This is a genomic window from Xanthomonas sp. (assembly GCF_017163755.1).
Taxonomy (GTDB): Bacteria; Pseudomonadota; Gammaproteobacteria; order Xanthomonadales; family Xanthomonadaceae; genus Xanthomonas_A.
On the sequence record NZ_JAFIWC010000007.1, the window covers coordinates 52,344 to 70,953 of the forward strand.

13 protein-coding genes and 1 riboswitch are annotated in these 18,610 nt (G+C 71.6%); of the genes, 2 read left to right on the forward strand and 11 right to left on the reverse strand.

The window, feature by feature from the left end; genetic code table 11:
• The first annotated feature begins 93 nt into the window (after positions 1–93).
• The gene (gene metK / locus JR065_RS06385) at positions 94–1,305 is read left to right on the forward strand and encodes a methionine adenosyltransferase (protein WP_206233150.1); all 1,212 of its coding nucleotides are present in this window, start codon (positions 94–96) and stop codon (positions 1,303–1,305) included.
• Between the two features lie 186 nt (positions 1,306–1,491).
• On the opposite strand, the gene JR065_RS06390 is transcribed toward metK, so the two are convergent.
• The 8 genes from JR065_RS06390 to JR065_RS06425 form a co-directional block, all read right to left on the reverse strand.
• Entirely contained in the window at positions 1,492–3,612 is a 2,121-nt protein-coding gene (locus tag JR065_RS06390) for an amylo-alpha-1,6-glucosidase (RefSeq protein WP_206233152.1), read from the reverse strand.
• Positions 3,605–4,711, reverse strand: a complete 1,107-nt coding sequence (locus JR065_RS06395) for a glycosyltransferase family 4 protein (RefSeq protein WP_206233154.1) — start codon at positions 4,709–4,711, stop codon at positions 3,605–3,607. The genes JR065_RS06390 and JR065_RS06395 overlap by 8 nt, the downstream gene beginning before the upstream one ends.
• An 80-nt stretch (positions 4,712–4,791) precedes the next feature.
• A complete protein-coding gene (locus tag JR065_RS06400; protein ID WP_241093425.1) occupies positions 4,792–5,310 on the reverse strand; it encodes an Hsp20/alpha crystallin family protein in 519 nt (172 codons plus the stop codon).
• 316 nt (positions 5,311–5,626) lie between these two features.
• A complete protein-coding gene (locus tag JR065_RS06405; RefSeq protein ID WP_206233156.1) occupies positions 5,627–7,588 on the reverse strand; it encodes an alpha/beta fold hydrolase in 1,962 nt (653 codons plus the stop codon).
• Positions 7,588–8,598, reverse strand: coding sequence for a DUF4105 domain-containing protein (locus JR065_RS06410; protein ID WP_206233270.1), 1,011 nt, complete (start codon positions 8,596–8,598; stop codon positions 7,588–7,590). The genes JR065_RS06405 and JR065_RS06410 overlap by 1 nt, the downstream gene beginning before the upstream one ends.
• A 71-nt stretch (positions 8,599–8,669) precedes the next feature.
• Positions 8,670–9,245, reverse strand: a complete 576-nt coding sequence (locus JR065_RS06415) for a TetR/AcrR family transcriptional regulator (RefSeq protein WP_241093426.1) — start codon at positions 9,243–9,245, stop codon at positions 8,670–8,672.
• An 89-nt stretch (positions 9,246–9,334) separates the two neighbouring features.
• Positions 9,335–12,052 (reverse strand): phosphoenolpyruvate carboxylase, encoded by a 2,718-nt coding sequence (gene ppc, locus JR065_RS06420; RefSeq protein WP_206233160.1) that lies wholly within the window; start codon positions 12,050–12,052, stop codon positions 9,335–9,337.
• Between the two features lie 313 nt (positions 12,053–12,365).
• A complete protein-coding gene (locus JR065_RS06425) occupies positions 12,366–13,202 on the reverse strand; it encodes a hypothetical protein (RefSeq protein ID WP_206233162.1) in 837 nt (278 codons plus the stop codon).
• Positions 13,203–13,472: 270 nt separating this feature from the next.
• A riboswitch (S-adenosyl-L-homocysteine riboswitch) is annotated at positions 13,473–13,573 on the forward strand.
• Between the two features lie 33 nt (positions 13,574–13,606).
• On the opposite strand from JR065_RS06425, the gene ahcY reads away from it, so the two are divergent.
• Positions 13,607–15,052 (forward strand): adenosylhomocysteinase, encoded by a 1,446-nt coding sequence (gene ahcY / locus JR065_RS06430; protein WP_206233163.1) that lies wholly within the window; start codon positions 13,607–13,609, stop codon positions 15,050–15,052.
• A gap of 124 nt (positions 15,053–15,176) precedes the next feature.
• Here the strand turns inward: ahcY and JR065_RS06435 are convergent, their stop codons facing one another.
• From JR065_RS06435 to JR065_RS06445, 3 genes are read right to left on the reverse strand one after another with little or no spacing between them, the layout of a single operon-like run.
• On the reverse strand, positions 15,177–15,869 hold the full coding sequence (locus JR065_RS06435; protein WP_206233165.1) for a DUF2894 domain-containing protein: 693 nt from the start codon (positions 15,867–15,869) through the stop codon (positions 15,177–15,179).
• Positions 15,866–16,510, reverse strand: a complete 645-nt coding sequence (locus JR065_RS06440; protein ID WP_206233167.1) for an OmpA family protein — start codon at positions 16,508–16,510, stop codon at positions 15,866–15,868. Before JR065_RS06440 ends, JR065_RS06435 begins: the two co-directional genes overlap by 4 nt.
• The gene (locus tag JR065_RS06445; protein WP_206233169.1) at positions 16,507–18,603 is read right to left on the reverse strand and encodes a DUF802 domain-containing protein; all 2,097 of its coding nucleotides are present in this window, start codon (positions 18,601–18,603) and stop codon (positions 16,507–16,509) included. Before JR065_RS06445 ends, JR065_RS06440 begins: the two co-directional genes overlap by 4 nt.
• Positions 18,604–18,610 lie beyond the last annotated feature (7 nt).

The window sequence follows — 18,610 nt, forward strand, 5'->3', positions numbered from 1 at the left end:
TGTCCGACCCCGCCGTGCGCACAATGCACGCAACCCCGCGCCCGTGTATCATGCGCGTCCATCTTTTCATCCGAATACAAGGATATAGCCGCGATGTCCAGCTATCTCTTCACCTCCGAGTCGGTCTCCGAAGGCCATCCGGACAAGATCGCCGACCAGATCTCCGACGCGGTGCTCGACGCCATCCTGACCCAGGACAAGCGCGCGCGCGTGGCCTGCGAGACGCTGGTCAAGACCGGCGTGGCGATCGTCGCCGGCGAGATCACCACCAGCGCCTGGATCGACCTGGAAGCGGTGACCCGCAAGGTGATCCTGGACATCGGCTACAACAGCTCCGACGTCGGCTTCGATGGCGAGACCTGCGGCGTGCTGAACCTGATCGGCAAGCAGTCGCCGGACATCAACCAGGGCGTGGACCGCAAGAAGCCCGAGGAACAGGGCGCCGGCGACCAGGGCCTGATGTTCGGCTACGCCACCCGCGAGACCGACAGCTTCATGCCGGCGGCGATCCACCTGTCGCACCGCCTGGTCGAACAGCAGGCCAAGATCCGCAAGAAGAAGAACTCGGCGCTGGCGTGGCTGCGCCCGGACGCCAAGAGCCAGGTCACCCTGCGCTACGAGAACGGCGTGGCGACGGCGATCGACGCGGTGGTGCTGTCCACCCAGCACGACCCGGACATCAAGCAGAAGCACCTGATCGAGGCCGTGCGCGAGGAGATCCTCAAGCCGGTGCTGCCGGCCAAGTGGCTGCACAAGGGCACCAAGTTCCACATCAACCCGACCGGCAAGTTCGTGATCGGCGGGCCGGTGGGCGACTGCGGCCTGACCGGGCGCAAGATCATCGTCGACACCTACGGCGGCTGGGCGCGCCACGGCGGCGGCGCGTTCTCCGGCAAGGATCCGTCCAAGGTCGACCGTTCCGCGGCCTACGCGGCGCGCTACGTGGCCAAGAACGTGGTCGCCGCCGGCCTGGCCGACCGCTGCGAAGTGCAGGTGTCCTACGCCATCGGCGTGGCCGAGCCGACCTCGATCTCGGTGACCACCTTCGGCACCGGCAAGATCGCCGACGACAAGATCGAGAAGCTGATCCGCAAGCACTTCGACCTGCGTCCGTTCGGCATCATCCAGATGCTCGACCTGATCCATCCGATGTACCAGCAGACCGCCTCGTACGGCCACTTCGGCCGCACTCCGAAGGCCTTCACCTACACCGACGGCACCGGCGCGCAGCACAACGCCACGGCGTTCTCGTGGGAAAAGACCGACCGCGCCGACGCGCTGCGCGCCGACGCCAAGCTGAAGTAAGTCCGCCGCGTTTCAGGGCGACGAAGAACGGGCCGCGATCGCGGCCCGTTTTTTTGCACGCCTAGCCAGCACCGGCGCCACCGCTACTAGGTGCGGTGGCGATGCGACCCGCATGCGGCGCAGGCCGTGGCCGCGCCTGGCCCTGCAGGCATGCGCTCGCCGAAACCGCCGGCGCCGGCGCCGGCGCTACAGCCGCACGTCGATCCGTACCGTGTCGCTGCCGGCGCCGCGCGCGACGACGATGCGCTCGCCGACCCGCTCGAAGCTCAGGTCCACCTGCCGTTCGCCGACCCGCAGCCGCTGCAGCTGCAGGCGGTTCACCCCGTCCGGCAGGCACGGCCGGTCGACGTGCACTTCGCCGCGCGCGGCATCGATGCGCACGCCGAGGCAGGCCTGCAGCAGCATGAACACCGAACCGGCCGCCCACGCCTGCGGCAGGCAGGCGACCGGATAGGCGATCGGCGCCTGCCCCGGCGAACGCGGGAAGCCGCAGAACAGCTCCGGCAGGCGCATGCCGAAGTGGGCCGCGGCCTCGAACAGTTCGGTCAGCAGCCGCGCCGCATCCAGGCGCTCGCCGTAGCGCGCGATGCCGGCCGCGCACAGCGCCACGTCGTGCGGCCATACCGAGCCGTCGTGGTAGGACATCGGGTTGTAGCGCGCCTGGCCCGAGGCCAGCGTGCGCACGCCCCATCCGCCGTCGAACGCCGGCGACCCCAGCTGCGCGGCCACCGCGCGCGCATGCTCGGCCGAGGTCGCACCGGCGAACAACAGGTGCCCGGCGTTGGAGGCGCGCACGCGGCAGCGCCGGCCTTCGCCGTCGCGCGCGATGGCGTAGAAGTTCAGCGCCGGGTCCCAGAACAGCGTCTCGATCTTCTCGCGCAGCGCCTGTGCGCGCGCATTCCAGCGCGCGGCGTCGGCATGCGCGCCGCGCGCGTCGGCCAGGGCCGCCAGCGCCTCCAGTCCGGCACAGGCATAGCCCTGCACTTCCACCAGCGCGATCGGGCCGGGCGGGATCGTGCCGTCTTCGTGGAACACCGAATCGCCGCTGTCCTTCCAGCCCTGGTTCAACAGCCCGCCCGGTTCGCCGCGGTGGTAGGCCAGCAGGCCGTCGCGGTCGGCGTCGCAGCTGCGTTCGATCCAGCCCGCGGCCGCGGTCAGCGACGGCCACAGCTGGTCGACGAAGGCCTGGTCGCCGCTGCGCTCGGCGTAGGCGCCGGCGAGCATCAGGAACAGCGGCGTGGTGTCCACACCGCCGTAGTACAGGCCGAACGGCAACTCCTGCAGCGCCACCATCTCGCCCTTGCGCGATTCGTGCATGATCTTGCCGGGCGTCGAATCGCGGAACGCGGAGGTCTCGCGTGCCTGGTGCTGGGCCAGATACGCCAGCACCCCGCGCGCCAGCGACGGATCCAGCCACAGCGTCTGCAGCGCGGTGATCACCGCATCGCGGCCGAACGGGGTGGAGAACCAGGGAATGCCGGCGTAGGGATAGGGCCCGGTGGGCAGGTCGCTGGTCAGCAGCGCGATGTCGGCGCGCGAGCGCTGCAGCCACGCATTGAACAGGCGGTTGCTGCTGCGCGGCTGCGCGCCGGTGCGGCGCCGGCGGCGCATCGCGTGCAGCGCGGCGGCCGCGGCGCGGCGGAAGCGCGCGCGATCGGGCTGCGCCGGATCGGCGCCGGCTTCCAGGTACAGGGTATGGCTGCCGCCAGGCGGCAGCTCCAGCTGGAAGTCGGCGCGGTCGGCGATCAGCACCTGCGGCGGCTGGGAAAAACTCAGGCACAACTGCCGCATCTGCCCGTCCAGGCCCACGTAGCTCAGGTTCGCCGCCTGCGCCGACAGCGCCGGCGGCAGCTGCTGGCCGCGGCCGTTGCGGCGCGCGCCGCGCACCTCGAACATGTCGTGGAAGTCGGCGCCGAACTCCAGCCCGATGGCGAAGCGCAGCGGTGCTTCGCCGTAGTTGCGGCAGGTGATGCGCTCGTACATGCGCGCGTCCCACAGAAAACGCGTGCGCTCGACGTGAATCACCCCTTCGGCCGGCGCCGTGTCGCCCAGCGGCGGCAGCGGGCGGTTGGTCAGGTGCACGGTGAGCAGCACGTTGTCGCCGCCCACGCCGGCGCTCAGCAGCGACGGTTCGGTGTCGCCGAGCCGCAGCCGCAGCCGCGACAGCACCCGGGTGCCGTCGCGGTACAGCCCGTCGCCGTGGCTGTCGACGATGTCGCCGCGGGCGTCGCAGACCAGGAAGGTGTCGCCGTCCTTCAGCGCGTGCCGTACCGCCTGCTGGTTGGACGCGGCCGCCGCGTCAGACATGGGCCGCCTCGCCAAGGCCGTGCGCGGCGCGGCCCATCCGACCCACGTGGCCGAGCAGCGGGCTGGCGTTGCCGGAGCCGAGCAGCTGCCGGTACGCCTCGACGTAGCGGCGCGCCATCACCTGTGCCGAGAAGCGCTGCTCGAAACGGCGCCGGATCAGGCGCCGGTCGAGCGCCTGCGCGCGCTGCACCGCGGTCAGCGCCTGTTGTTCGGAGTCGACGATGAAGCCGGTGACGCCGTCCTCGACCACCTCGCGCACCGAGCCGTGGTCCCAGGCGATCACCGGCGTGCCGCAGGCCATCGCCTCGATCATCACCAGCCCGAACGGCTCCGGCCAGTCGATCGGGAACAGCAGCGCGCGCGCGTGGCCGAGCAGCTCGCGCTTGCCCGCGTCGCCGATCTCGCCGACCAGCTCCACCCCGTCGCCCAGCAGCGGCTGGATCGCCTCGCGGTAGTAATGCACATCGGCGGTGTCGATCTTGGCGGCCATGCGCAACGGCAGCCCGGCGCTGCGCGCGATGGCGATGGCGCGGTCGGGCCGCTTCTCCGGCGAAATGCGGCCGAGGAACGCCAGGTAGTCGCCGCGCGGCTGCGCCGCCGGCGCGTACAGCGCATCGGGCAGGCCGTGCGGCACCGTCGCCAGCCAGTTGCCCATCGGCAACGGACGCCGCTGCTGGTCGGAGATCGACACCAGCGGGTACTGCGGCCAGCGCCGGTAGGCCTGGTCCAGGTCCTTCAGGTCCAGGCGCCCGTGCAGCGTGGTCAGGGTGCGCGCGGCCAGGTCCTCGAAGAACGGGAAATGCAGCAGGTCCACGTGGAAGTGCAGGATGTCGAAGCGTCCGGCCTGGCGGCGTACTTCCTGCAGCATCGACAGGTGCGCCGCCAGGTCCGATTTCAGCGGCGCCGGATCCAGGCGGATGGCGCAATCGCGCATCGGCACCAGTTCGGCGCGGGTGCGGGTGTCGGCGCTGGCGAAGACGCTGACCTGGTGGCCAAGGCCGACCTGCGCATCGGCCAGGTAGGCGACGATGCGCTCGGTGCCGCCGTACAGGCGCGGCGGCACCGCTTCGTAGAGGGGAGCGATATGGGCGATACGCATGGAATCTCGCAACGCAGGGCCGGCGCGGGCGGGCCGCGCCGGCGTTGATCGGGAGGGAATGGCGCAGCGGCGTGCGCGGCTCAGCTGGACGTGCCGACCGGTATCCGGATCGGCGCCGGCTGCGCCTGCAGGTCCTTGGGCAGGGTGACGGACAGCACGCCGTCGCGGAACTCGGCGCGCGCCTGCTCGGCCAGCACCGGCGCATGCAGCGGGATGCGCCGTTCGAAGCGGCCGTAGTAGCGCTCGCTCAGGCGCCGTTCGCGGTCGTGGCGTTCGCTCGCGCGCTCGCCGCGCAGCACCAGGCTGCCGTCGTCCAGGGTCACCTCCACGTCGTCCTGGCGCAGGCCGGGCAGCTCGGCGCTGACCACGATCTCCTGGTCGCGCTCGGCCACTTCCACGCTGGGCCAGGTGCCGGCCGGGGCCACGTCGCGATCGGCGGCGCGGCCATCGGCGGGCGCGAACAACGCGTCCGCCTGCTGCCACAACTCGTCGAACAGGCGGTTCATGTCGCGGTGCAAGGCGGCGAAGGAAGCACGTCCATCGCGCACGGGTTGCAGGCTGCGATGGCGGTTCCAAGGGATCAACTGACTGATGCTCATGACAGTTCTCCTCGAAAGGCGGTCGGGACAAGGACACCCTCGCCGGCCCAGGCCTCCGCTGCATCCACGACGGCACCCGCCGTGGACAGCGCGCGGCGGCCTTGGCGCGCGGCGCTGGGCGCGGCGCTAGTTGGGAATCGTCGCAGGCGTTTTCAAGCCGGGGCCGGCCACGGCGGAACGCGGCGAATTCAGCGGACGGTTAGCAACATCATCGCGCGCGCCGCCGCGTCTCCGCGCTCATCCATCGCGTGCGCAATGTGGTGCGGGGCACGGCACCAGTGCGGCCCACGGTCGCTGGATCCGGCCACCGCGGCGGCTATTCCGATGCGATCTGCTCGTGCAGGATGCGGCGGATCTCGATGATCGCCTGCGGCGTCTCCTGCACGCTGTGCCAGGACGTGATCACCTTCTCCGACGCGGCGCCTGGCATGTGCGCGCTGCGGTACGGCACCAGGCCGTCGTCGGCGTCGGCCAGCGGCACCGCGGGATCGCGCCGGGCGATGATCGAGTGGTAGCGCACCGCCGGCGACACCGGCAGGTCGGCCGCCGCGCGCACGAATGGATCGGTGTCGCGCAGGTTGTCGATGCTGTTGGGCAGGGTCGGCGGGCCGCCGTCCTGCCCGCTCAGCTCGCGCACCGCATCGCCGAACCGGTCGAGCAGCGTGGCCGGCAGCCGGATCAGGCGGCCGATGAAGCGGCCCAGCCGGCCTTCGGCGATCGCGGTGCCGCGCTGCGGCGCGGCGATGAAGATCGCGCGGTCGACCTGCGGCAGCGGCGCGAAATGCAGCAGCGGCTGCAGGCGCTCGCGCAAGCGCGCGCCGCGTTCGCCCGGCAGCGCGCGCCCGGCGAGCAACGCATCCCAGACCTGCTCGCCGGAGGCGGTGACCAGCAGGCGCGCGATCACCCCGCCCATGCTGTGCCCGACCAGCACCATGTGCCGCGACGCCGGCGCGCGCCCCTGCGGATCGAAATGCTGCAGGGTCTGCTCGAGCAGGGTCTCGATCTGCGCGCGGTTCCAGGCGATCGGCATGTTGGTCGGGTAGTAGACCTGCCAGATCTGGTAGTGCCGGCGCAGCTGCTCGTCGCCCATGATCTCGTTGGCGACGTTGACCCAGGCTTCCGGGCTGCTGCCCAGGCCGTGCAGCATCAGCACGATGCGGCGCTGCGGGTCGTAGGGCTGCATCAGGTACAGATGCGGCCGCTCGATGCCGCGTTCGCGCCCGAGCATGGAGCGCAGCGATTGCGCGGCGAAGCCCGAGCGCGCCAGCCACAGGCCGTAGGCGGCGGTGAAGTTGGCCGCCAGCGGCAGCCGCTGCCCGTGCACATCGACCTCGGCCTGGCGGTACGGGTCGTACGGCGCCACCACCGCCGTGCGCGTGGCCAGCACCTGCGCCTGGGTGTCGCCTTCGAAGCGCAGCAGCGCGGTGGTCGGCGCGAACGGCATCTCGCTGAACCCCGGCAGGTCGCGCGGCGGTGTCGCCGACGCGGCGGACGCGGCCGGCAGCGCGGTCGGGTCGCCGACCTGCGCCGGCGATATCTCCGCGACCAGTTCGGCGCCGAAACCGTCGCGCCGGTAGCTGCTGCGCAGGCCGTCGAAGCGCAGCGACGATGCCGGGATCATCGCCTCCGGGCGCGCCGCGCCGCCGGGCAGGCGGAAGCCGCCCATCTCCGCGCGCACCGTCCACCCGGCCAGGGTCAACGTATCGGCCTCGCGCAGTTCGCTGGCGCCGCTGGCGCGCCAGCGCTCGAACAGGCCGCCGACGACCTGCTGCACCGCATAGTTGTAGTAGTCGCGCACCTGCGTCTGCCGGTCCTCGAAGGCGCGGGCGCTGGCCGGGCGCGCGGTGTAGAACAGATAGGCGTAGGCATGCCGCGCCGCTTCCAGCCACGCCTGCAAGGCCGCATCGTCCAGCGCCGCGCCGGCCTTGTTCGCGCGCGCGCCAGGGGTGCGCGCCAGCGCCGCGCGCACCCACAGCTCCGACAGCGTCGCCAGGCGGCGCTCCTCGTCCAGGCCCTGCACTGTGCCCAGTTGCGCCGCGCAGGCGGGAATGTCCGCCTCGCACGCCTTGAGCTCGATCGCCACCACGCGCAGCGCTTCGCGGCTGGCGTCGCTGAGCTCGCCGGTGCTGAGCACGTCGCCGCGCTTGGTCGCGATGTAGTCGCCCGAGCCGCGCGACTGCACGGTGACCATCGCGCAGCCGGACGCGGCGAGCAGGGCGCCGACGGCCAGCGCGCGCGCGGCGAGGACCCAGCCGCGCCTGCCGTCCGCCGCGCGCATCAGCGCGGCGCTCCGGCCATCGCCTCGCCCGGCACGCCGATGCGGATGCGCCGGGAGAAGTCCTCGCCGTCGCCGCCGGCGCGCGCGCGCTCGGTGATGCGACCGCGCGCGCGTAGCGTGGCCAGCGCGTAGCCGGGCACGAAGCCGCGCTGCGCGTGCACGTACGACGGCAGGTAGCCCGACAGCAGCAGCCGGTAGTCCAGCGGCAGCTGCGGATCGATCTTGCGCACCAGTTCGAACACGATGGTGGTGCAGTTGCTGGTGGCGGTGTTGTAGAACGCGGGCTTGCGCTGCAGCTGCCGCGCCTGCGCCACGTAGCCCAGGAACAGGCTCCTGAGCTGCGCCGGCGGGATGTTGAGGCGGTACAGGTACACGTCCTCGCCGCGCACGTTGCTGCGCACCGCCAGGATGTCGCGCTCGTCGGCGGCGACCATCACCTGCTCGAAGTTGCGGAAGAACCCGGCCAGGGCCGAGAACGATTCGCCGCGTTCCTTGCGGATCTCCAGCGAGAACACCACGCGCTGGCCATCGTCGAAGCCGAACGACACCAGCGTGTGCGCGATCGCCGGCCCCATCCAGTACGACAGCGCCAGGTCCGCCGACACCAGCCGGTCCAGGTCGTAGCGGCGGGTCTCCCAGCGCGGGGTGTAGTCGCTGTCGCTGCGCCAGGCGAAGTTGCGCACGTTGTGCAGGGTGACCACGCTGCCGTCGACCTGCGGCTGCAGGGTCATCGCCACGTCATCGGCCCAGTTCCGGTCCTGCTCGGGCAACAGCCGCGCCCAGCCGTACACCAGCCCGGCGCAGCCGACGGCGAAGATCAGCGGCAGCACGCGGTAGTCGCGCGCGTGGCGCAGGCCCCACAGCGCCGCGCCGCCCATCGCCACCCAGCTGATCGCCGCGGCGTAGCGCACCAGCGCGCCGGTGTGCGGCAGGTAGGCCAGGAACAGCCCGCCCCAGACGCTGGCCACCACGATCGCCAGCGCCGCGGCGATGCGCAGCGCCCGGCGCATGCGGCTGCGCCGCCTGGCGGCGGCCGGCGCCTTGGCCGCAGGCCGCGGCCTGTCCTCCTGCCCCGGCGCGCTCATGCGGCGTCCAGCGCGGCGGCGGCCGCCGGCGTGGCCAGCGCGAAGCACAGCAGCCGCCAGCCGCGCAGCGCCAGCGCCTTGCGCTCGGTCTCGTCGCTGCCGCGCTGGCACGCGCCGAGCATGTCCATCAGCAACGTGAGGTCCTCGCCGTCCACGCCCGCGCGGCACAGGCCGGCGTCGGTGGCGCGGCGCAGGAACGGCAGCAGCACCGTCAGCAGCCGCGCATGCGCCGCTTCCACCGCCGGATGGTCGCGCGGCATCGAACGCCAGTAGTCGGCCAGCGGGGCGGACATCGCGATGTGCTCGGCGACGTCGCGCAGCAGCAGAAACAGGCCGTCCGGGCGCTCGCCGATGTCGCGCGCGCAGCATTCCAGCCCGTCCAGGCCGCGCTGCAGCAGCGCCAGCATCAGCTCGGCGCGGTCGGCGAAGTTGCGGTACAGGGTGGCGCGGCCCAGGCCGGAGCGCTCGACCACCAGCTCCAGCGGCGCGAGCACGCCGTGTTCGCAGAAGACTTCGTCGGCGGCATCGAGCAGCAGGCGGCGGCGTTGGGCGGCATCGGGACGGATGTTCATCGCCGGCATTATCGGACAATTTTGTCCGACAGTGTCGGCGCCGCGCCTTCGCCCCGACCGGCGGTATCGGCGCCGCTCCGCTGCCGGCGTCAGCCGGTGTTCTGCACGCCCTGCGAGACGCCGTTGACGCAGGCCACCAGCGCGCGCAGCAGCGCTTCGTCTTCGCCGCCGGTCTGCCGCCAGCGCCGCAGCAGGTCCACCTGCAGCACGCTGATCGGGTCGATGTAGGGGTTGCGCAGGCGGATCGACAGCGCCAGGCGCGGATCGTGCTGCAGCAGCGTCTGCTGCCCGGTCAGCGCCTTGACCCAGCGCTTGGTCAGCGCCAGCTCCGCGCCGATGCGCGGGAAGAACGCCTCGTGCAGCGGCCCGGCCAGGCGCGAGAACATCTCGGCGATGTTGAGGTCGCCCTTGGACAGCACCATCGCGATGTCGTCCAGGAAAGTGCGGAAGAACGGCCAGTCGCGGGCCATCTCGCGCAGCGCGTCCTCGTGGCCGGCGTCGGCGGCCGCCTGCAGGCCGCTGCCCACCCCGTACCAGCCGGGGATCACCGCGCGCGCCTGGCTCCATGCGAACACCCACGGGATCGCGCGCAGGTTGGACAGCGCCGCGTTCTGGCCCAGCCGCCGCGACGGCCGCGAACCCAGGGTCATGCACTCGATCACGTCGATCGGCGTGGCCAGGCGGAAGTACTGCATGAAGTCCTTGGCGCCGACGAAGTCGCGGTAGGCGCCGGAGCTGCGCTCGGCGACCAGGTCCATCACCGGCCGCCACTGCGCCTCGCGCGGCTCGTCCGCGCGCGGGCGCAGGCTCGACAGCAGCACCGCGCCGGTCATCTGTTCCAGCGAGCGCAGCGCCAGCGCGCGGATGCCGTACTTGCGATGGATCACCTCGCCCTGCTCGGTGACCCGCAGGCGGCCGTCGACGCTGCCGCGCGGCGCCGCTTCCAGCGCGCGCGTGGTCTTGCCGCCGCCGCGCACGATCGAACCGCCGCGGCCGTGGAAGAAGGTCAGGCGGATGCCGAGTTCGGCGGCGGCGTCGAGCAGCTCCACCTGCGCGCGCTGCAGGCCCCAGCGCGAGGCGGCGATGCCGCCGTCCTTGCCGCTGTCCGAATAGCCGAGCATCACCATCTGCACGTCGTCGCGCGCCGCCAGGTGGCGGCGGTAGACCGGATCGGCGAGCAGGTCGCGCAGCGTGTCGGTGCCGCCGCGCAGGTCGTCCACGGTCTCGAACAGCGGCACGATGTCCAGCGGCACCGCGCCGTCGGCGTCGACCAGGCCGCCGCGCCGCGCTAGGGCCAGCACGGTCAGCACGTCGGCGCGATTGTGCGCCATGCTGATGATGTAGCTGCCCAGCGCGTCGGCGCCGTGGCGCTTGCGCGCGTCGGCCAGCGCGGCGAACACCGCGTCCAGCCGCGCGTTGCCTTCGTCGCCGGCGGCGGCCGGCAGCGTGCGCTCGCCGCCGGCGTAGGCGCCGAGCGCGGCCGCGCGTTCGTGCGCCGGACGCGACTCCCAGTCCGCCTCGCCCAGCGCGGCGGCCACCGCGCGCGCATGCACGCTGGACTCCTGGCGCACGTCCAGCCGCGCCAGGTGGAAGCCGAAGCTGCGCACCCGCCACAGCAGCCGGCGCACCGCGAACCAGCCCGCGTGCAGGCCCTTGTTGGCCTGCAGGCTGTCGAGGATCAGCTGCAGGTCGTGCTCCAGTTCGGCCGGGGCGGCGTAGGCGCCCGGCGCGTCGTCCAGCGTGGCCTGCAGCCGCGCGCGCATCAGGTCGTTGAACAGCCGGTACGGCATGTCGCCGTGGCGCGGGCGCGAGCCGGCGGCGGCGTCGGGCAGCAGCTGGCGGTAGCGTTCCAGCTGCGCCAGCAGCGCATCGCTGACCGCCACCAGCGTGGTCGACTGGCTGAGCAGGCTGGCCAGCTGCCACAGTTCCTTCAGGTAGCGGTCGAGCACCGCGCGCCGCTGCGCGTCCAGGGTGGCGGTGATGGTCCTGGCATCGACGTTCGGATTGCCGTCCATGTCCCCGCCGACCCAGGTGCCGAAGCGCAGCAGCCGCGGCAGCGCCAGGGTCTGGCCGTAGGTCTGTTCGACCGCCTGCTCCAGCGTCTCGTACAGCACCGGGATCACCCGGTACAGCACCTGGGTCAGGTAGAAGCCCACGTGCTCGCGCTCGTCGTCCACGGTGGGCCGCACCGGCGAGGAATCGGCGGTCTGCCACGACGCGGTCAGCGCCATGCGGAAGCGCGCCGCATCGGTGGCCTGCTCGCCCGGGGTGCGCATGCCGTCGAGGTTGTCGACCAGGCTGGCGACCATCAGCTGCTCCTTCTCCAGCAGCGCGCGCCGCACCGCCTCGGTCGGGTGCGCGGTGAACACCGGCTCCACGTCGATGCGTGGCAGCCAGTCGCCCAGTTCCTGCAGCGTCACGCCCTGCGCCTTGAGCCGGCGCAGGGCGTCGTGCAGCCCGTCCGGCTGCGGGGTGTCGGCGCTGCGGCGCTGGTAGTCGCGGCGGCGGCGGATTCGGTGCACGCGCTCGGCGATGTTGACCACCTGGAAGTAGGTGCTGAACGCGCGCACCAGCGCCTCGGCCTCGCGCGGCTCGCGTCCGTACAGTTGTTCGCTCAGCGACGACGGCGGCGCGTCGCTCTCGCGGCGCGCGATGGCGGTGGTGCGAATGGTCTCGACCTCGTCGAGGAACTGCGCCGACACCTGTTCGGCGAGCAGGTCGCCCACCAGCGCCCCCAATCGGCGTACGTCGTCGCGCAAGGGAATGTCGGGCGTGGCAAACACGATGCTGCTGCGGTACTCGTTCATCGGAAAACGCATGGCTCGGCGGTGGGGGCGCGGCAAGACTAACCCAAAAGTATTAGGCGCCCGCCCGGCGCGGCGACGGTTTCAAAGCGAACCATTGCCTGCGCGCGTGTCGCCGCGGCGCCGGCAGCGGCGCTTGCCTGGCTGGACCCCGTCGCGACCGGCGCCCGAAGCGGCTGTTCGCTCCACCAGAGCGCCAGGCCGACGGCCGCGTGCAGCGGCGCGGCTTGCAGGCCGGATGAGCCACCGGCCCAGGTCCGCCCACGTTCGCGGACCCTCGGTGCGCTGAGACCTGCAGCCGATGCGGGCGTGGCGGTCATAGCCGGTCCAGGCCCGCCACCGTGGTGGTGTACAACGCCAGGCCCGACCTGTCGATGACCTCGATCTTTCCGTTCGCGTGCTTGACGTCCTTGAGGTAGGGCAGGAACGCCACCTCGTCCGGCGCCGTGCGCACGATCGGCGTGTCGAGGATGAGCGCGTCCTTCCTGCGCACCCTGAAGTTCATCAGGAAGTGCCCGGTCGTCAACGCGCATTCCAGCGCGCAGCGATAGTCGGTCCCGGCGATCTTCCTGTCCTTGAAGATCCATTCGTTGCGGTAGCGGTCGCGGCGAAAATCGTCGATCGCCTGGCGCAACCGCGCCAGAGGCAGCGCGGTGTGGCTGGCGGCCTTTTCCAGGCCTTGCAGCAGCATCGGGATGAAGAACCCGTTGAGTTCCTCCGGCGAGGCGCATCGCCGGTAGCGTTCCACGTCCAGGGCGACATCCACGCTCAGCGCGCCGCTCGAGTTCACCTGCACGCCATCGGCCGGCTGCCGTTTGCCGACGATGCAGATCTTCTTGAAGCCTGCGGCCACGAACTTCTCGGCGCCAAGGCTGCGCTGCAGGAAGTTGCAGAGCGACCGGCTCTGGTCGCGGAACGGATGGACGACGTCGTCGCCGTATTCGCCCAGGTCGGGGTACAGGTACATCTCTTTCAGGATCATGTCTTTCAGAATCATGACGGGTCTGTCTGCTGGTTTCGGTTTGCGTGTGCTCGTCTTGCGTTCTTGCTGGCCCGATGAGCCGCGGCTCGCGAGCGTCCTTGGGCCCATGCCGGCCGGTTCGCGTCCGATCCGGCCTGCGCACGGTCCGCCGACGCCGGTCGCTGCCGGCACCGCACCACCGGCGCCGGCCGGGACGGGTGCGCCACGGCGGCTTGGCCCGACGCCAGCCCGCGGGTCGCGCCGCCAGCACGCAGGCCGATGGCGCGCCGTGCGAGCCGGGATCCGTCGCCTTCGTTCACCTTACCCTGCCCCACCCACCGCAACGGTAGCAGCCCTTCCCGGCCCCAGGCCGGCCAGTGCGGTGCGGATGTGCGCCAGAATCCAGAACCCGCCCCGCCTGTTCAAGCGCGGCGCGCGACAGCCGTTATAATCGGCTACCCCTCCGCCGAGGGGCGCTGCGACCGTTCGATCCCGAGATTGCCTTCGCGATCAGACCGGCCAGGCTCGGCGGCAGGCATGAGCTACAACGGCGCCCGGACCATCGCGAGAACTCTCGCCATCGACCGGAGCACATGATGAACGCTGTTGCCAAGACCTTTTCCACCGAGGGCGACTACAAGGTCGCCGACATCTCCCTGGCCGACTGGGGCCGCAAGGAGCTGGACATCGCCGAGCACGAGATGCCGGGCCTGATGTCGATCCGCCGCCAGTACGCCGCCGCCAAGCCGCTGGACGGCGTGCGCGTGACCGGCTCGCTGCACATGACCATCCAGACCGCGGTGCTGATCGAGACGCTGAAGGACATCGGCGCCGACGTGCGCTGGGCCTCGTGCAACATCTTCTCGACCCAGGACCACGCCGCCGCGGCGATCGCCGCCACCGGCACCCCGGTGTTCGCGTGGAAGGGCGAGACGCTGGAGGAATACTGGGACTGCACGCTGGAGGCGCTGACCTTCACCCTGCCCGACGGCACCCTGACCGGCCCGGAACTGGTGGTCGACGACGGCGGCGACGTGACCCTGCTGATCCACAAGGGCTACGAGCTGGAGAACGGCTCGAACTGGGTCGACAGCGCGTCCGCCTCGCACGAGGAACAGGTCATCAAGGACCTGCTCAAGCGCGTGGCCGTCGAGCGCCCCGGCTACTGGACCCGCGTGGTCAAGGACTGGAAGGGCGTGTCCGAGGAAACCACCACCGGCGTGCACCGCCTGTACCAGCTGGCCGAAGCAGGCACCCTGCTGGTGCCGGCGATCAACGTCAACGACTCGGTGACCAAGAGCAAGTTCGACAACCTGTACGGCTGCCGCGAGTCGCTGGCCGACGGCCTGAAGCGCGCGATGGACGTGATGCTGGCCGGCAAGGTCGCGGTGGTCTGCGGCTACGGCGACGTCGGCAAGGGCTCGGCGCATTCGCTGCGCGCCTACGGCGCACGCGTGATCGTCACCGAGATCGACCCGATCTGCGCGCTGCAGGCGGCGATGGAAGGCTTCGAGGTCAACACCGTCGAGGACAGCCTGGGCCAGGCCGACATCTACGTCACCACCACCGGCAACAAGGACATCATCCGCATCGAGCACCTGACGCGGATGAAGGACCAGGCCATCGTCTGCAACATCGGCCACTTCGACAACGAGATCCAGGTCGAGGCGCTGTACAAGTACCCCGGCGTGCAGAAGATCAACATCAAGCCGCAGGTGGACAAGTTCGTGTTCCCCAACGGCAACGCGATCTTCCTGCTCGCCGAAGGCCGCCTGGTCAACCTGGGCTGCGCCACCGGCCACCCGAGCTTCGTGATGTCCAACAGCTTCGCCAACCAGACCCTGGCGCAGATCGACCTGTGGCAGAACAAGGACAGCTACGAGAAGCAGGTCTACCGCCTGCCGAAGAAGCTGGACGAGGAAGTGGCGCGCCTGCACCTGGAGAAGATCGGGGTGAAGCTCACCACGCTCAGCGACGAGCAGGCCGCCTACCTGGGCGTGTCGGTGGACGGCCCGTACAAGCCGGAGCACTACCGCTACTGAGCCGCCGCGCGCACGCCCGCGGGCGTGCGCAAGGAACTCGAAGGATGGACGGGTGCCGAAAGGCGCCCGTTTCCGTTTGCGGGCCTGGAGCGCAAGGCGCCTGCCGCGCGCCGGACGCGCGACGTCAGTCGCGGCGCTTGCGCGTCCGGCTTCGCGCCGGCTTCCGCGCGCCGATGGCGGCGCGTGGCGCGGCGACGGCCGCCAGGCCGCCGCCGTCGCGCAGCTGCTCCAGCCACGACAAGGTGTCGACGTAGGACAGGAAGTGCTGGAGATATCCGGGCGACACCTCGCGCATCAGCGTGATCGAGCGCTGCACCAGCACGCCGGAATTGAGCGGGCCGGCATCCAGCGGCAATTGCTCGAGCGACTGCCGCAGCTGGCTGTCGCTGCGCAGCCGGTCCCAGGTCTTGCGGAACGCGTCGAGCGCGGGCAGTTGCGGAAACGCGGCCGGTGCGCGACCGGGCGCATCGGCGGCGAACACCTCGCCCGCCCCCGGCGCGCGCGCGCCGATATGCGCCAGCAGCCCGCCGAGCGGACTGCCGGCGGCGGCGCGCGGCGCTGTCGCGCCGTCGCCGTCGCCGTCGCCGTCGCCGTTTCCGGGTTCGGCGGGCGCCTTATCGAGGTCTTCGGCATAGGCGGCGAGCAGCTCGGACAGCCGTGCGTCCAGGATGCGCCGCACCTGGCCCTCGTGGGCGGCGGCGCGCGACGCCAGCGCGTCGATGAAAGCCAAGCGCAGCGGATCGGCGCGGTCGGCGTGCTGCCGCCGCCATGCATCGACCATCGCCCGCGCGCCGTCGCCGTCGCCGTCGCCGCTCATCGGGGCGTGGCGCCCGCCTGCCGCGGTTTGGGGATGGGCGCGATCTCCACGCGCCGGTTCCTGGCCCGCCCGTCGTCGTTCGCGTTCGAGCCCACCGGCTGCTGCGAGCCGAACGCGGCGGCGAATACCGACGCGGCGGGAACGCCCTCGGCGATCAGGGTACGGGTCACGGTCAACGCGCGTTGCGCCGACAGCTCCCAGTTGTCGGCGAACTGGCGGTTGCCGTCCAGCACCGGCCGGTCGTCGGTGAAGCCGCTGACCATCAGCACTTCGTCGCGCGACTTCAGGTACCCGGACAGCGGTGCGGCCAGGCTCTTGAGCACATCGCGGCCTTCGGGCTGCAGCTGGTCGGAATTGAGCGCGAACAGCACGCTGCCGCGGATGCCGATGCGGCCATCGACCAGGGTCACGCGGCCGGCGGCGAGCGGCGCGGCCAGCGCCTGCTCCAGCGTCTGCCGCCGTTGCGCCTCGATCTGCCGCTGCCGGACTTCCTCGTCCAGCCGGCTCGACAATTGCAGTTGCACGCCGATCACCCCGACCAGGATCAGCACGAAGACGCCGAGCAGCACCGACATCAGGTCGCCGAACACCGCCCACACCGGCGCGCTGGCATCGGCCTCGATCTCGATCTCGTCGCTCATGCCGCCTCGGCCCCGGCAGCGGCCTGCCGCGCGGCGAGCTGCTGCAGTTCGTCGATGATCTGCTTCTGCGACAGCACGCTCAGGTCGACGACCTCGCGCGCCTGCGCCACGTAGTACGCCAGCTGTTCGTCGCTGCGCGCCAGCGAGCTGTCCAGCGCGCCGGCGATGTGCTGCAGGCGTTCGCCCAACGCGTCGGCGGAGGTGCCGAACAGCTGCACCGCGGCGCCGAACGCATCGCCCAGGCTCGCCACTTCCACCGCGCTGCCGGTGACCTGCGCGGCCACCGCGCCCAGGCGCCCGGTCTCGGACTCGATGTGCTCGGCGAAGCGCGCGCCGACCCGGTCGAGCAGGTCCGCCGACGTGCCGACCAGCGCGTCGATCGCACTGCGCTGCTCGGCCGAGGCCTGGTTCACGCTGACCAGCAGGGTTTCCAGCGTCGCCAGCAGGCGGCCGCGCTCCTCGAGCATGGCGGTGTCGCGGACCATGCTGTCGGAGAGTTTCTGGCGCAGCTCGGCGACCACCTCGGCCGCCGCCTTCGGCGCTTCGGAGGCGATCTGCGCCAGCCGCGAGATCTCGGCGATGGTGTCGCGGGCGTGCGCCTGCGCCTGCGCCGAGATGTCGCCGGCGGTGCGCGCGAGCGTGTCGCAGATCTCCTGCTGGCGGCTGGCGACGAGTTCGCCGATCCGCTCCCAGTTGCCGCTCACCTGCGCGCTCATCGCCGCGAAGGTGTCCGTCCACGCCGCCAGGCGCTGCTGGTCGCGCGTTTCCAGCAGCGCCTGCAGGTCCGCATGCGACTGCTGCACCACGCCAACTAGCGCGGCGGCGTGCGCCTGGAAAGTCTCCGCGGCGGCGGCGTGCGCCTGCTGGTTGCCCAGCGCCAGGCGCTCGTTGAGCGCCGCCTGTCGCGACAGCGCCTGGTCCCAGGCGCCCGCGGCGGTGTCGGCGGTGGCGTCCAGGCGCGCCGAAACCGCCTCCACCAGGCCGGCCGAGCGTTGCGCGAAGGTCTCGGCGAAGCGATCCAGCGACGCGTGCAGGTCCGCGCTCAGCGCCTGGTTGGCCCGATGCTGTCCGGCCAGCGCCGCGTTCCAGCTGGCGGCCGCGCCGGCGCTTGCCGTTTCCAGGCTGGACGCCAGCGCGTCCAGCTGCAGTTGCACCGCGTGGCTGACGGTGTCGCGCATCGACGCCGTCTCGCGCGCCATGCCGGCCATCGTCGCCTCCATCACCGGTTGCAGCGCGACACCGACGGCCTGCGCGCTTTCGGCCACGCCCGCCTTCAGCGACTGTTCCACCGAACCGGCCAGGCGCGTGTAGGCGGCCTCGGTCCTGGCGTGGAAGTCCTCGTGGCTGGACAGCAGCCGCTGGTTCGCGGCGGCGCTGTGCTGCTCGATCGTGGCCATCATCGCCTGCAACCGGTCGACCAGCACCGGCAACAACTCGGCCTGCCGCTGCTGCAGCTGGAACGTCTCGCTGCGTTGGTGCGCCTGCGAGTGGCGGTGCAGCGTGGTCGCCACTTCCGCGTCCAGCCCTTGCACGGCCTGCAGCCGTTCGCGCCTGCACAGCGCCGAGAGCAGCCCCAGCATCGCCGAGGTGGCCACGCCGGCGATCGAGGTGCCGAACGCGAACCCGAGCCCCTTGACCGGTGCGGCGAGGGAGCCGCGGATCGCCTCCAGGTCGGTCGCGCTTTCCAGCGCCAGGCCGGTGCCCCTGAGCGTAGCCATCATGCCCAGCAGCGTGCCGAGCATGCCGAGCAGCACCAGCAGGCCGACCAGGTACGGCGTCATCGTCGGCGCAGGCAGCGCCACGCGCTCGCCCTCGATACGCAGGCGCACCGGGTTGCGCAGGGCCGCAGGCAGGCGGCCGAGCCAGGCGCCCAGCTCCGCCTGCGCCGAGGCGGCGTCGGCGACGGCCTGCGCCAGCGCCGCGGTGGCGTTGCGGTAGCGGTGCAGTTCCAGCGCGCCGGCCACGTAGCAGGCGCCGATCAGCAGCGTGACCGCCAGGCCCAACGGATTGGAGCCGACATAGCCGGCGCCGATCCAGCACACGGCGAGCAGGCCCAGCAGGAATACAGCGAGATTTAGCGGATTTCTGAACATGTCTTCC